Source organism: Brevundimonas viscosa (genome assembly GCF_900116065.1).
Classification (GTDB): Bacteria; Pseudomonadota; Alphaproteobacteria; order Caulobacterales; family Caulobacteraceae; genus Brevundimonas; species Brevundimonas viscosa.
In genome coordinates, this window is sequence record NZ_FOZV01000009.1 from 17226 (window position 1) to 30229 (window position 13004).

General features: G+C 70.3%; 14 protein-coding genes. 3 read left to right on the top strand and 11 right to left on the bottom strand.

Annotated elements, in window-relative coordinates; all coding sequences use genetic code 11:
- Positions 1 to 16 precede the first annotated feature (16 nt).
- Genes BM333_RS13745 through BM333_RS13780 form a run of 8 tightly spaced genes read right to left on the bottom strand, consistent with a single transcriptional unit; the run spans position 17 to position 7936 of the window.
- Positions 17 to 1051 (bottom strand): protein-glutamate methylesterase/protein-glutamine glutaminase, encoded by a 1035-nt coding sequence (locus BM333_RS13745; protein ID WP_092312899.1) that lies wholly within the window; start codon positions 1049 to 1051, stop codon positions 17 to 19.
- Positions 1048 to 1920: a protein-glutamate O-methyltransferase gene (locus BM333_RS13750; protein WP_092312902.1), complete on the bottom strand. Its 873-nt coding sequence runs from the start codon at positions 1918 to 1920 to the stop codon at positions 1048 to 1050. The genes BM333_RS13745 and BM333_RS13750 overlap by 4 nt, the downstream gene beginning before the upstream one ends.
- Positions 1917 to 2378 (bottom strand): chemotaxis protein CheW, encoded by a 462-nt coding sequence (locus BM333_RS13755; RefSeq protein WP_092312904.1) that lies wholly within the window; start codon positions 2376 to 2378, stop codon positions 1917 to 1919. The genes BM333_RS13750 and BM333_RS13755 overlap by 4 nt, the downstream gene beginning before the upstream one ends.
- A gap of 1 nt (position 2379) precedes the next feature.
- A complete protein-coding gene (locus tag BM333_RS13760; protein WP_092312907.1) occupies positions 2380 to 4572 on the bottom strand; it encodes a chemotaxis protein CheA in 2193 nt (730 codons plus the stop codon).
- Between the two features lie 17 nt (positions 4573 to 4589).
- The gene (locus tag BM333_RS13765; protein ID WP_092312910.1) at positions 4590 to 4958 is read right to left on the bottom strand and encodes a response regulator; all 369 of its coding nucleotides are present in this window, start codon (positions 4956 to 4958) and stop codon (positions 4590 to 4592) included.
- A complete protein-coding gene (locus BM333_RS13770; protein WP_092312913.1) occupies positions 4955 to 5236 on the bottom strand; it encodes an STAS domain-containing protein in 282 nt (93 codons plus the stop codon). Before BM333_RS13770 ends, BM333_RS13765 begins: the two co-directional genes overlap by 4 nt.
- On the bottom strand, positions 5236 to 7167 hold the full coding sequence (locus tag BM333_RS13775; protein WP_092313130.1) for a methyl-accepting chemotaxis protein: 1932 nt from the start codon (positions 7165 to 7167) through the stop codon (positions 5236 to 5238). The genes BM333_RS13770 and BM333_RS13775 overlap by 1 nt, the downstream gene beginning before the upstream one ends.
- Before the next feature lie 43 nt (positions 7168 to 7210).
- The gene (locus tag BM333_RS13780) at positions 7211 to 7936 is read right to left on the bottom strand and encodes a TorF family putative porin (RefSeq protein WP_245777282.1); all 726 of its coding nucleotides are present in this window, start codon (positions 7934 to 7936) and stop codon (positions 7211 to 7213) included.
- A gap of 198 nt (positions 7937 to 8134) precedes the next feature.
- Here BM333_RS13780 and BM333_RS13785 point away from each other — a divergent pair, with 198 nt between their 5' ends.
- Both BM333_RS13785 and BM333_RS13790 read left to right on the top strand, forming a co-directional pair.
- Complete coding sequence (locus BM333_RS13785; RefSeq protein WP_245777283.1) at positions 8135 to 9589, top strand: two-component system sensor histidine kinase NtrB; 1455 nt, start codon at positions 8135 to 8137, stop codon at positions 9587 to 9589.
- Entirely contained in the window at positions 9586 to 10200 is a 615-nt protein-coding gene (locus BM333_RS13790) for a response regulator transcription factor (protein ID WP_092312919.1), read from the top strand. Before BM333_RS13785 ends, BM333_RS13790 begins: the two co-directional genes overlap by 4 nt.
- 66 nt (positions 10201 to 10266) lie before the next feature.
- On the opposite strand, the gene BM333_RS13795 is transcribed toward BM333_RS13790, so the two are convergent.
- Genes BM333_RS13795 through BM333_RS13805 form a run of 3 tightly spaced genes read right to left on the bottom strand, consistent with a single transcriptional unit; the run spans position 10267 to position 11191 of the window.
- Positions 10267 to 10533, bottom strand: a complete 267-nt coding sequence (locus BM333_RS13795; RefSeq protein WP_092312922.1) for a DUF5985 family protein — start codon at positions 10531 to 10533, stop codon at positions 10267 to 10269.
- Positions 10530 to 10802 carry a DUF5985 family protein gene (locus BM333_RS13800; RefSeq protein WP_092312925.1) on the bottom strand — a complete coding sequence of 91 codons (273 nt, stop codon included), beginning with the start codon at positions 10800 to 10802 and terminating at the stop codon, positions 10530 to 10532. The genes BM333_RS13795 and BM333_RS13800 overlap by 4 nt, the downstream gene beginning before the upstream one ends.
- On the bottom strand, positions 10799 to 11191 hold the full coding sequence (locus tag BM333_RS13805; protein WP_143105835.1) for a hypothetical protein: 393 nt from the start codon (positions 11189 to 11191) through the stop codon (positions 10799 to 10801). Before BM333_RS13805 ends, BM333_RS13800 begins: the two co-directional genes overlap by 4 nt.
- 236 nt (positions 11192 to 11427) lie before the next feature.
- Between BM333_RS13805 and BM333_RS16190 the strand changes: the two genes are divergently transcribed.
- Complete coding sequence (locus BM333_RS16190; RefSeq protein WP_245777284.1) at positions 11428 to 12984, top strand: HAMP domain-containing protein; 1557 nt, start codon at positions 11428 to 11430, stop codon at positions 12982 to 12984.
- The last annotated feature ends 20 nt before the right edge of the window (positions 12985 to 13004 follow it).

Here is a 13004-nt window from a genome sequence, read left to right on the forward strand (position 1 = left end):
GGTACTGGACAGATCCTCAGGCGGCGGGTGCGGCGCACAGGTCGAGAATGGCGGGGCGAAGGCGGTGTAACGGCAACTGGCGCTCGACCGCGCCCAGTTCGAAGGCGGCGCGCGGCATGCCGTAGACCACGCAGGAGGCCTCATCCTGTCCGAGCGTCCGGGCGCCGGCCTCACGCATGGCCAGCAGGCCGCGCGCGCCGTCCTTGCCCATGCCGGTGAGAATGACCCCGGTCATCGGCCGGCGGGCGCGGGCGACCGAGTCGAACAGGACGTCCACCGACGGACGGTGACCGTTGACCGGCTCGGTCCGGGTCAGGCGGCAGCGGGGACTGGCGCCGACGACTTCCAGATGGGTCTCTCCTCCCGGGGCGATATAGACGCAGCCGGGCTTGATCGGCGCGCCGTCCTCGGCCTCCGAGACGTGCGGCGCGCACATCTTGTCGAGACGCGCCGCGAAGCTGCGGGTGAAGGTGGCCGGCATGTGCTGGGTGATCACCGTCGCCGGACAGGCCTCGGGGAAGCCGGTCAGGATCGTGAGCAGCGCCTCGACCCCCCCGGTGGAAGCCCCGATGGCGAGGATGTGGGCGGGGTCCGGGCGGTAGTCAGCGGCCGCCTCGGGGGGCGCGGGCGGGGCGTCGCCCCGGGCCCGCACGCGCGAGGCCGCCGCCGTCTTCACCTTCTGCGCCAGTTCGGCGAAGGCGACCGCCGGCGGCGTCCCGTCGACCGGCTTGCCGATCGCATCGACCGCCCCGATCTCGAGCGCCGCTACGGTCACGTCGGCCCCGGCCTGGGTCAGGGTCGAGACCATCACCACCGGCATCGGCCGCAGACGCATGATCTTCTCGAGGAACTCGATCCCGTTCATGTTCGGCATCTCGACGTCGAGGGTGATGACGTCGGGATTCAGACGCTTGATGGCCTCGCGCGCCTCCAGCGGATCGGCGGCCGAGCCGACGACCTCGATGTCGGGATCGCGCCGCAGCGCAGCGGTGATCAGGCCGCGCATGGTCGGGCTGTCGTCGACGACGAGTACGGTCACCCGGCGGGTCATGCGGCGCCTCCGATCCGGTAGGTGGTCAGGCCGTCCGGACGCAGCAGGGCCGAGGCCGGGCCGGAGACCCGCTCGGAATGGCCGATGTACAGGGTCGCGCCCGGCGTCATCAGCGGCGCGAACCGGCTCCACACCCGCTCCTGGGTCGCCTCGTCGAAGTAGATCACCACGTTGCGGCAGAAGATGACGTCGAAGCGGCCCTTCATCGGCCAGTCGCCGATCAGGTTCAGCTCGCGGAACGCGACCAGCCGGCGCAGCTCCGGACCCGCGGTCCAGCGGTCCCGCCCGGCGCCCGGGGTCCGGTTGAAATAGCGCCGCCAGAGCGTGGCCGGCGCCTGCTCCAGCGCTTCCTCGGCGTATGCGCCGTTCGCGCCCTCGGCGACCATGTTGGGATCGATGTCGGTGGCGAGGATGCGGACGTCCAGCTCGGCCGCCTCGGGCAGGGCGGCGAGCACCGTCAGCGCCATCGAATATGGCTCCTGCCCGTTCGAGCACGCCGCCGACCACAGCCGCACCCGTCCCCCGGCGCGGGCGCGTTCCGCCAGCCGCGGCATGACCCGGTTCAACAGGTCGTCGAAATGATGCGGCTCGCGATAGAAGCGGGTGACGTTGGTGGTCAGCGCCGCGGTCATCGCCTGCCGCTCGTCGACCCCCTCGACCCCGTCGATCAGGGCGCAGTATTCGCGGAAGCTGCGCAGGCCGAGCGCGCGCAGCCGCTTGGCCAGCCGGGAATAGACGAGCGCCGCCTTGCCTTCGCCCAGCGCGATGCCGGCGTGGCTGTGCAGGACCTGGGCGATGTGGCGGAAGTCCTCGGCGGTGAGGGCGAACTCGCCCTCCACCAACGACACCGTGCCGGCGGCGGCGGTCATGCGGCTTCGGCCTCCGCCGGCGGCAGGATGAGGCCGAGGTCGACGAGGCTGACCATCCGTCCCTCGAGGGCGAAGATGCCCTTGACGAAGGCGCGGACCTCCTCGCTGGCGACGTCCGGCGTGGGCTGCACCGCGCCGTCGTCCAGCTGGATGATGTCCGACACGGCGTCGACCAGCAGCCCGACCATGCGCCCGCCGATGTGGGCGACCATGATCACGTGGCGGGCGGTCGGCTCCGAGGTGCGCAGGCCGAACCTCGCGCCGAGGTCGATGATCGGCAGCACCGCGCCGCGCAGGTTGATGACGCCCTTCATGTAGCCGGGCGCACGGGGCAGAGGCGTCGCGGGCGTCCAGCCGCGGATCTCGCGCACCGACATGATGTCGACGCAGAATTCCTGCTCGCCGATACGGAAGGCGATCAGTTCGCGGGCGGCGGCGTTGGTCGGGGCTTCGGTCATGTCAGCTCGCAAGCTTGAGATCGGCCGCGGCGGGGCGGCGGCGGGCGTTGGCGACGAGGGCGTCGACGTCGAGGATAAGGGCGACCCGTCCGTCGCCCAGGATGGTGGCGGCGGCGACGCCCTCCACCTGCTGGTAGTTGGTCTCCAGACTCTTGATCACGACCTGGCGCTGGCCGTGAATGGCGTCGACCATCAGGGCGGCCCGGGCGCCGGACTCGGTCTCGACGACCACCGCCACGCCCTGGCCCGGCGGGACCGGAGCGTCGCGGAATCCCATGGTGCGGGCGACGTCGACCAGCGGAACGAAGGCCTCGCGGAAGCGGATCACCGCGTCGTGGCCGCCGACGTAGTGCACATCTTCGGCCTTCGGCGTCAGGCTCTCGACGATCGCGGAGAGCGGCGCCACCAGCGTCTGTTCGGCCGCGCCGAGGGCCATGCCGTCCAGGACCGCGAGGGTCAGCGGCAGGCTCAGGGTGAAGGTGGAGCCCTTGCCGGGATTGGAGCTGATCGAGATGCGCCCGCCCAGCGACTGGATCGAGCGCCGCACGACATCCATGCCGACGCCGCGGCCCGAGATGTCCGACACCGCGTCGGCGGTGGAGAAGCCGGGCAGGAAGATCAGGTTGTCGATCTCGTCGTCCGTCAGCGCGGCGTCCTCGGCGATCAGCCCCTTCGAGACGGCGATGCCGCGCACCCGCTCGCGGTTGATGCCCCGGCCGTCGTCGCTGATCTCGATGACGATGCGGCCGGACCGGTGCAGGGCGGCCAGACGAACAGTGCCCTCGCTCGGCTTGCCCGCCGCGGTTCGTTCCTCCGGCGTCTCCAGCCCGTGATCGATGGCGTTGCGCAGCATGTGGGTGATCGGCTCGGCCAGCCGCTCGACCACGGTCTTGTCGACCTCGGTCGCCTCCCCTTCGGTCACCAGCCGCACCCGCTTGCCGGTCATCTCGGCGACCTCGCGCACCAGACGGGGCATGCGCTGGAACACCGACTTCACAGGCTGGGCCCGGATGGCCATGACGCTGTCCTGGATCTCGCGGGTCAGCAGCTCCAGATCCTCGAGACCGACGGAGATGCCGGACGAGCGGGCGAGGCCGCTCTCGGTCACGCGCTGGGCCAGCATGGCCTGCTGGATCACCAGTTCGCCGACCACATTGATCAGCCGGTCGACCCGCTCCAGATCGACGCGGATGGTGGCCGGAGCCGCCGCGGCCGGCGGGGAGCTGGCGGTCGGGGCGGTCGCGGAGGCGGCAGGCGCGGCCGCCGCCGGCGCCGAAGTCGCGGGGGCGGCAGGCGTTACGGCGGCGGCCGGTTCGTCCTGCACCTTCGCCAGCAGGGCCGAGATGTCGATGTCGTCGGCCGGCGCGTCCGGCGTTTCGATCAGCGGCGGCAGTTCGGGGCCCTCCCCCGCGATCGGTTCGATGCGCAGGTCGCAGTCGCCCTCGACGAAGTCGAACACCTCGCGCACCGCCGCCTCGTCGACCGGAGCCGTGAGTCGGATCGTCCAGACCAGCTCGTTCTCCTCCGGCTGAAGCCGGTCCAGCATCGGCACGGCGCTGTCGTCGAGCTCCACCTCGAGCGGTCCCAGGCGGCCCAGTTCGCGCAGCAGCAGCCCGGTCTCGTTGGCGTTGACGTACATGCGGCCGTGCGGCCGGAAGACGATGCGCCAGCCGCCGGCGGCCGGAGCCCCGGGCGCGTCCGGCGACGGCAGGTCCAGCGACGGAAGGTCCAGCGACGGCAGATCGAAGGCCACCGGTTGAAAGCCGAAGTCGTCCTCCGCCTCGTCCGGCGCAGGCGAGCCCCCCTCTCCGTGGGTCAGCACCTCCAGCTCGGCGACGAGAGCGGCGGAACGCGCCTCCTCGACCTCGGGCCCGGTCCCTTGGGCGGCGGCGACGTGGTCGGCGAGGACGTCGGAGGCCCTCAGCAGGGTGCGGACGGTCAGCTCGTCGCACGGTTTGCGGCCCGCGCGCAGCTCGTCCAGCAGGGTCTCGAAGACATGGGCGAAGCGTACGAGGGCCTCGAGGCCGAAGGCGCCCGCCCCGCCCTTGACCGAGTGCACGGCGCGGAAGACGGCGTTGATCGTCTCGTCGTCGGCGGCGCCGCTCTCCAGATCGAGAAGCTTCGTCTCCAGGTCGGCGAGCAGCTCGTCGCACTCCTGGAAGAAGGTCGCCTTGATCGCCTCGAAGGTGTCCATGGGGGCGGGTCCGGAACTCAGGCGGCGACGCGGCGGACGGCGTCCACCAGCTTGGCCGGATCGAACGGCTTGACGATCCAGCCCGTCGCCCCGGCTTCCCGGGCGCGGGCCTTCTTGGTCGCGTCGCTCTCGGTGGTCAGCACCAGCACCGGGGTCGAGTCATAGGCGGGATTCGAGCGCACGCCCTGGATGAAGCCGAAGCCGTCCATGCGCGGCATGTTGATGTCGGTGATCACCACGTCGGCGCCGCCGCTCGCGGCCAGCACCTCCAGCCCATGCACGCCGTCCTCGGCCTGGATGACCCGGTAGCCCGCGCCCTCCAGCGCCAGCAGCAGCATGTCGCGCATGGTCCGGGAGTCGTCGACGGTCAGGACGGTCTTGGTCACGCGGGGTCTCCGGCGAAATCAGGGGCGAGCGCGGCGGCGCCGAAGGCGCGGCACTGCTCCACAAAGGCTTCCGACACAGGGGCGACGGTCAGATCCATGCCGTCGGCCGCCCAGGTCTTCGCGGCGGACAACAGGACCTGCAGGGACAGACCGCCCAGCCGTTCGACGCCCGAGGCGTCCACGGTCAGCGGCTGTCCCCGCCGCGCCAGAAATTCCGAGGTCAGGGCGCCGGCGGCGCGAAGGTCCAGCACGGCGGGAAGGACGACAGGCTCCGTCATCAGAACTCCTCCCATCCGTCCTCGGCGGCCGCCGGGGCCGGCTTCAGCGCCGCGCCGCCGTGGCCGATCGTCTTCAGCTGGGCGACGGCGCGGGCGGTGCGCTCGCTGCGGGCCGGGGCCGGGGCCGTCCGGGCCGCGGCGGCCGGGGCCTCGTCGCCGATGCGGAAGCGCGCCACCGAGGCGGCCAGGCTCTCGGCCTCCTGGGCCAGCGAGTGGCTGGCGGCGGTGGATTCCTCGACCATGGCGGCGTTCTGCTGGGTCACCTGGTCCATCTGGTTGACCGCGGTGTTGACCTGCTGGAGGCCCGTGGCCTGCTCCTGGGCCGAGGCGGCGATCTCCGACACCAGGCCGTCGATCTCGGCCACCCGGCCGACGATGCGCTGCAGCGCTTCGCCGGTCTGGCCGACCAGCTGCACGCCCGAGCCGACCTGGCTGGTCGAGGCCGAGATCAGCGTCTTGATCTCGCGCGCCGCGTCGGCCGAGCGTTGGGCCAGGGCCCGCACTTCCGAGGCCACCACCGCGAAGCCGCGGCCGGCGTCGCCGGCCCGGGCCGCCTCGACCCCGGCGTTCAGGGCCAGCAGGTTGGTCTGGAAGGCGATCTCGTCGATCACCCCGATGATCTGGCTGATCTGCTGGGCCGACTGCTCGATGGCGCTCATCGCCGCCACCGCGTCGCGCACCACCACGCCCGAGGTCTCCGCGTCGCCGCGCGCCGCCTGCACCACGTCCGAGGCCTGACGTGCGCCGGAAGCCGTCCGGTTCACCGTCGCCGTGATCTGGTCCAGCGCCGCCGCCGTCTCCTCCAGGCTCGCCGCCTGCTGCTCGGTGCGCCGCGACAGGTCGTCGGCGGCGTGGCTGATCTCGCCCGAACCGGAGCGGATCGCCGCCACGTTCTGCACCACCACCGACACCGCCTGCTGCAACTGGCCGATGGCCGAGTTGAAGTCCGCCTTCAGTTGTTCGGCCCGCGCCGGCACCGGCGCGTTCATCCGGTGGGTCAGGTCGCCCTCGGCCATGGCCGACAGGCCGCGGGCCAGCGCCTCGACCGTGATCCGGTCCTCCTCGGCCACGCGCGCCTTCTCCGCCTCGGCGGCGGCGCGTTCGCGCTCGTTCGTCTCGCGTGCGGCGGCGGCCTCGGCCTCGACCCGCGCCTTTTCGATGGCGGCGTCGCGGAAGGCGAGGACGGCCACGCCCATGGCGCCGAACTCGTCCTTGCGCTGGGCCTCGACGACCTCGATCGAGGTGTCGCCGGCGCGCAGCCGGTTCATGTGCCCGACCATGCGTCCGATCGGCCCGGCAATGCCGCGGGTCAGCAGCCAGCCGACGCCCACCGCGAGCAGGGCGGCCAGCACGATGCCGGCGATCAGGGACCAACGGGCGGTGTTCGCCGCCGCCGCCTGCGCTGCACGGACCTGGTCACGCTCGGCGTCCAGCACCCCGTGGATCTTCTCGATCGAGGCTTCTACCGGCTCGATCAGTCGATCCGCCGACCCGCTGCGCCCGACCATGGCCACGGCGCTGGCATGGGTGGCCGGGTCGCGGGCGAGTTCCGCGCCCTGCACGACGACGTGCTCGAACCAGGCCTCGGCCGACTGTTCGAGGGCGTCGATCTCGCCGGCCAGATCCGGGCCCGCGTTTTCGCGCATCGTGGCGACGAAGGTGCTGAACCGCTCCCGGTGCGCAGTTGCGCGTTCCACGTAGTACTCATCGCCCGACAGCAGGAAGCCCCGGAAGCTGCCTTCCTGTCGGGACAGGTAGAACTCCGCGGAGGCGGTGGCTCGCGTCATTTCGTTGAGGACCGCGCGATCGGCGCTCGCCCGGTCGATCGAGGCGAGCTGCAGGAAGATCACCCCGCCCATGGCCATGATGGCCAGGAGCACGGCGGCGAAGGACAGCATCAGCTTGCGGCCGACCGCCAGGTTGTTGAGCATGTTCACGGGAGCCTCGATCAATCGGTAGGTCAGACGGCGTGGGTCAGAAGGCGTAGGTCAGGGCGCCGACGAGACGGCCCTCGTAGCGGTCGCCGAGGTCGTGCTGGTCGGTGTCGTACCAGCGCACGTCGGCGGCGAGCTGGCGGGTCAGCTTGTGCTTCACGCCGACGTTCCAGGCCGTGTACTCGGCGCTGGTGTCGCTGACCCGTTCGCCGACGGCGACGCTCGCGCGGGTCCGGGCGCCGAGGGCGTAGCTGGCCTGGGTCTCGAACCACCAGGCGTCTTCCATCGAACCCGAACCATCGGGAGTGTAGTTGGCCCGCAAACGCACGCCGACCGGCCCGACATCGCGCGACACGTCGGCCTGGTACTCCATGAAGCGATCGTCGTAACCGGGCACAGTTCCGGTGAAGACCTTGTGCATGGCCGAGAAGTCGAACTCGAAGCCGCCGATCTCCGGCGCATAGCCGACCGTCGTCACCAGTTCGCTGTCGGCCCCGCCGCCAAGCTCGACCGTCGATCCGCTGAACTCGGCGTAGAAGGCCCCGAGACTGGCGCCGACCGAGCCGGAGACGCTCGGGTCGCCGCCGCTCTTGCCGAGGCCCTTGGCGACGTTCTCGGTGGCGACGCCGATCTGCCATTCAAGGTCAGGGGTCGGAAGCTCGGCGGACTGGGCGGCCCCGGCGAGAGACAGGGCGGCGATCGGGGCGAGGGCGATGGAGACGTTCCGCATTCTGAGGAACACACGCGACGAATCGGTACTGGACATTCTTTTCCCTTGGACGTTGGCTGCATCCTCGGGGGGACAGGAATATTGCTGGTAAACCGCGGCATACGTAGAAACGCGTATCCGGCGGACGCGCAGCGGTTCGCACCGTCGCCAAATGCTGGTATCCGGTAGGTCGCAGCTGCCCGACGAGTCGGGGCCGGCGGCGCATGTAAACGGCGTACAGGATGCTGACGTAGCGTGAGAACCGCCCTGCCCCGATTGATCACCGCCATGGTGGATCGGTCCTACCGGGGCTGGCGCGGGTACGGTCTGGCGGTGGTCTCGGTGGCGGCCTGCGTCGTCCTGCGCACCGCCCTGGAGCCTTTCGGACAGTTCTACTACCTGCCGATGGTCCCGGCCGCGGTGATCACGGCCCTGCTGTCCCGTCCGGGCCCGACGGGACTGGCCATCGCCCTCTCGATCGCGGTCAACGTCTCCATCGTCCCGCGCGAGGGACTGACCGATACGGTCGTCAACGCCGTGCTCTTCCTCGCCGTCAGCTGGCTGCTCGCCGAACTGTGCTGGGCGCAACGCCGTATCCATCGGCGGGCCGGCGCCCTCGCCCGCACCCTGGCCGACCGGAACGCCGTCCTCGACACCGTGCTGGCCGCCGTTCCCGTCGTCATTCTCGACCGCGCCGGCCGCATCCGTCGGCTGACCCCGGCCGCCGCCCTCCTGTTCGGCGTGACCAACACGGAAGCGGTCGGTTCGCCGTTTTCGCGACTGGTCGAGGACTTCGACCTGCAGGCGCTCGTCTCGAGCCCGGCCGACGGCGCGACGGAGGACGCGCGCGAGTGGCGGGGCCGCCGGCCCGACGGCCAGCCGCTCCTGCTCACCCTTCAGGCGGGCGTGACCGCGGACACGGCGGGCGGCGAGGACTACGCCGCGGTATCGGTGACGGACGTCACCCAGGCCCGGGTCGCCACCACCCGGGCCCTGGAGCTCGACGCCCAGCTAAACCGTGTCTGGCGCCTCAACTCTCTGGGTCAGATGGCCGCCACCCTCGCCCACGAGCTGAACCAGCCGCTCAGCGCCGCCGCCTCCTACATGCACGCCAGCCGACGCGACATCGAGCGAACGGGTCCGCTGGGCGAAAGCGCCGGCCGCACCCTGGATCTCGCCAAGGGCGAGGTCCTGCGGGCGGGCGGCATCATCCGGCGCATGCGCGACCTGCTCACCACCGGCTCGGCGGCGCTGGAGCTTCAGCGGGTCTCGTCCATGATCGAGGACCTGCGCCCGTCCCTCCGCCTTCTCGGCCGCGACGCGGGGATCGAGGTGAGGATCGACATCGACGGCCGCGCCGACACCGTGCTGGCCGAGCGCATCCAGTTTCAGCAGGCCGTCATCAACCTTGTCCGCAACGCGATCGAGGCCGCCGCCTGCACCCACGACCCGGTCGTGTCGATCAGCGGCCGCCGCACCGGCGACGGCTACGAAATCTCCGTCGAGGACAACGGCCCCGGGATTCCCGCCAACGACCTGGAATCCGTGATCCGGCCGATGACCACCAGCAAGGCCAACGGCATGGGCCTGGGCCTGTCCGTGACCCGGACCATCGTCGAGAGCCATGGCGGGTCGCTGCGGCTCGACCGCAGCGCCCTGGGCGGCGCCGCCTTCTCGATCCGTCTGCCGCAGGAGGAACGGGCGGCATGAACACCGACGCCTCTGTTTTCGTCATCGACGATGATCCAGCCGTGCGGGATTCCCTCGTCATGGTCCTTCGCGGCGAGGGCATCCGGGCCCGCGCCTTTGCGAGCGGCAGCGACTTCATGGATCATCTGCCGGACGACCGCCTCGCCTGCGTGATCACCGACGTGCGCATGCCCGGCATGGACGGCTCGGAGGTGGTCAGACGGCTGGCCGCCCTGCAGGACCGGGAATGGCCGATGATCGTCATCACCGGCCATGCCGACGTGCCCACCGCGGTGCAGATGATGAAGTCGGGCATCGTCGATTTCATCGAGAAGCCGGTCGATCCGGCCCGCCTGGTCGAAACGGTGAAGGGGGTGCTCGGGAGGATCGGCAAGCTCTCCCTGCAGCGCGAGCAACGACTGACCGCCCTGGCCCGTCTCGAGGCGCTGACGCCCCGCGAACGGCAGGTGTTCGACGCCCTGGTCGAGGGGCTTTCGAACAAGGAGATCGCCCGGGAACTCGACATCAGCCCGCGCACCGTCGAGATCTTCCGCGCCCGGGTGATGGACAAGATGGCGGCCGACAGCCTCTCGTCGCTGGTGCGCATGGCCCTGACGCTCGCCGCCGACTGACCGCCCGACGAATCCCGGCTTCCCGGGCGGCGAACCGGAGGCGTCCTCGCCGGCTCTCCGCCGGACTCAGGATCTTGAGCGTCGCGAGTTGATCACGATGGCGACGATGATGATCATGAACGCCGCCGCCCGAAGCAGGTAGACGGCGCTCTGTTCCTCCCGCGGGATCTGCAGCCAGACGGTGATCAGCGGCACCGCCGCAAGGAGCAGGAAGGACGCGCAGAAGGCGAGGAACAGGGCGTCTCCGGTCCTGCGCCAGAATTTGAGGAAGAACAGCGAGGCCACGGCGTAGCCCATGATCACGGCGCCGTTGAGGACCGCCAGCTGGCTCATCGATCGACCTCCCAGATGAAGCCGTAGATGAGCACGCCCACCGCGGCGAACGCCGTCAGTGAGCGGGCCACCGACAGGTTGCTGTCCGTCAGCATGGTCATGTCGATCACCACCAGCAGGTTGTTCACGGCCAGCAGGGAGAAGCAGCCGGCGCTCCACATCAGGAGCGGCTGGCGGTTGCGCAGCCAGGACCGGATCAACAGCCCGGCACACGCCGCGCTGGTGACCAGACAGAGGAGATAGACGATCGTCGGTCCGCTTGGCGTCATGACTTCCAGCCTCCCAGGCGGAACGAATCGGCGAAGCCCTGCAAGGCGCCGGAACCCTTCTTGGTGATGACGCCGGTGACGCTGAACGGCCGCTCGGCATAGGTAAGGGCCAGCCGGTCCACCAGCTCGCCCAGCGTCGTCGAGGCCGGTTGATAGCGCCAGCGTCCGTCCAGCTGCGCGATCAGGCCCGCCCGTTCGAGGATCGCGAGACAATCCTCGACCAGCGGACCGCTGGCGCGCAGGTCGGCGACCAGCGCCTCCGGCGTCCAGGAACGCTCCGGCTCGCGGTGCAGTCTCAGCAGCGTCTCCAGCGCCCAGACCGTCGGAAACGCCGCCTCGATGAAGGCGCGCAGTCCCGAATCCGGCGCGTCGAGGCCGTGGCCCGTCACCACGGCGACCTGCGCAAGGTGAGTGGAGTCATGGGCGCAGAACCTAGTCGGAAGCCTCCCGATGGCAACGAAAAATAGGGCCGGCGCCGCACGGAACCGACATCGGGATAAGGCATTCTGCAGGGTTGAGTTGGGGGAGTGCGTCATCTCGTGACATTCGCAATCGCGACGTCGTTCCGCCTGCCCGCCGACTGGCGCGCGGCCTCTCGCGCATCGTCATACGTCCGGAGTGCTCCATGTCCATGCCTGCGCTGAGCCTAGATACGGGTCTGGACAAGCGAAGCCTGCTGGCGGCCCTCAGGGCCTTCCGTCGGGGCGACTTCTCGGTGCGCCTGCCCCTCGATCTCGAGGGCGTCGACGGGGAGCTGGCGGAGGCGTTCAACGACGTCGTCGAGATGAACGACCGCATGAGCCGCGAGTTCAGCCGGCTCGCGGACACAGTCGGACGACAGGGACGGATCACCGCCCGGGCCCGACTGCCCGGGGCCGCCGGCGCCTGGTCCGACAGCGTCGAGGCGGTGAACGACCTGATCGCCGACATGATGCACCCCACCGCCGAGATGGCGCGCGTCATCGGGGCGGTGGCCAAGGGCGACCTGACCCAGACCATGGAGGTCGACGACGAGGAGCGTCCCCTGCGCGGCGAGTTCCTGCGCATCGGCCGGGTGGTGAACACCATGGTCGGCCAGCTCAGCTCCTTCGCCGCCGAGGTGACCCGGGTGGCGCGCGAGGTCGGCACCGAGGGCAAGCTGGGCGGCCAGGCCAACGTCAAGGGCGTCGCCGGCGCCTGGAAGGACCTGACCGACAACGTGAACTTCATGGCCGCCAACCTGACCGGCCAGGTCCGCAACATCGCCGAGGTCACCACCGCGGTGGCCAACGGCGACCTCAGCCGCAAGATCACCGTCGACGTGAAGGGCGAGGTGCTGGAGCTGAAGAACACCATCAACACCATGGTGGACCAGCTGAACGCCTTCGCCTCCGAGGTGACCCGCATGGCCCGCGAGGTCGGCACCGAGGGCAAGCTGGGCGGCCAGGCCCAGGTGAAGGGGGTGACCGGCACCTGGAAGGACCTCACCGACAACGTCAACTCGATGGCCGCCAACCTGACCGGCCAGGTGCGCAACATCGCCGAGGTCACCACCGCCGTGGCCAGGGGCGACCTGTCCAAGAAGATCACCGTCGACGTGAAGGGCGAGATCCTTGAGCTGAAGGTCACCATCAACACCATGGTGGACCAGCTGAACGCCTTCGCCTCGGAAGTCACCCGCGTGGCCCGGGAGGTCGGCACCGAGGGCAAGCTGGGCGGTCAGGCGCGGGTGGAAGGCGTCGGCGGCACCTGGAAGGATCTCACGGACAACGTGAACCTGATGGCCGACAACCTCACGGGCCAGGTCCGCAACATCGCCGAGGTCACCACCGCCGTGGCCAAGGGCGACCTGTCCAAGAAGATCACCGTGCAGGTGCGCGGCGAGGTGCTGGAGCTGAAGAACACCATCAACGTGATGGTGGACCAGCTGAACGCCTTCGCCTCCGAGGTGACCCGCGTGGCCAAGGAGGTCGGCACCGACGGCAAGCTGGGCGGCCAGGCCCAGGTGGAGGGCGTCACCGGGGCGTGGAAGGACCTGACCGACAACGTGAACTCGATGGCCGCCAACCTCACCGGCCAGGTGCGCGAGATCGCCGAGGTCACCACCGCCGTGGCCAACGGCGACCTGTCGAAGAAGATCACCGTCGATGTGAAGGGCGAGATCCTCGAGCTGAAGTCGACCATCAACACCATGGTGGACTAGCTGAACTCCTTCGCCTCGGA

Bases quoted from the DNA above. Each gene is read 5' to 3' on its own strand.
- BM333_RS13745 (WP_092312899.1), bottom strand. From the start codon at position 1,051: ATGACCCGCCGGGTGACCGTACTCGTCGTCGACGACAGCCCGACCATG.
- BM333_RS13750 (WP_092312902.1), bottom strand. From the start codon at position 1,920: ATGACCGCCGCCGCCGGCACGGTGTCGTTGGTGGAGGGCGAGTTCGCC.
- BM333_RS13755 (WP_092312904.1), bottom strand. From the start codon at position 2,378: ATGACCGAAGCCCCGACCAACGCCGCCGCCCGCGAACTGATCGCCTTC.
- BM333_RS13760 (WP_092312907.1), bottom strand. From the start codon at position 4,572: ATGGACACCTTCGAGGCGATCAAGGCGACCTTCTTCCAGGAGTGCGAC.
- BM333_RS13770 (WP_092312913.1), bottom strand. From the start codon at position 5,236: ATGACGGAGCCTGTCGTCCTTCCCGCCGTGCTGGACCTTCGCGCCGCC.
- BM333_RS13775 (WP_092313130.1), bottom strand. From the start codon at position 7,167: ATGCTCAACAACCTGGCGGTCGGCCGCAAGCTGATGCTGTCCTTCGCC.
- BM333_RS13780 (WP_245777282.1), bottom strand. From the start codon at position 7,936: ATGTCCAGTACCGATTCGTCGCGTGTGTTCCTCAGAATGCGGAACGTC.
- BM333_RS13790 (WP_092312919.1), top strand. From the start codon at position 9,586: ATGAACACCGACGCCTCTGTTTTCGTCATCGACGATGATCCAGCCGTG.
- BM333_RS13795 (WP_092312922.1), bottom strand. From the start codon at position 10,533: ATGAGCCAGCTGGCGGTCCTCAACGGCGCCGTGATCATGGGCTACGCC.
- BM333_RS13800 (WP_092312925.1), bottom strand. From the start codon at position 10,802: ATGACGCCAAGCGGACCGACGATCGTCTATCTCCTCTGTCTGGTCACC.
- BM333_RS16190 (WP_245777284.1), top strand. From the start codon at position 11,428: ATGTCCATGCCTGCGCTGAGCCTAGATACGGGTCTGGACAAGCGAAGC.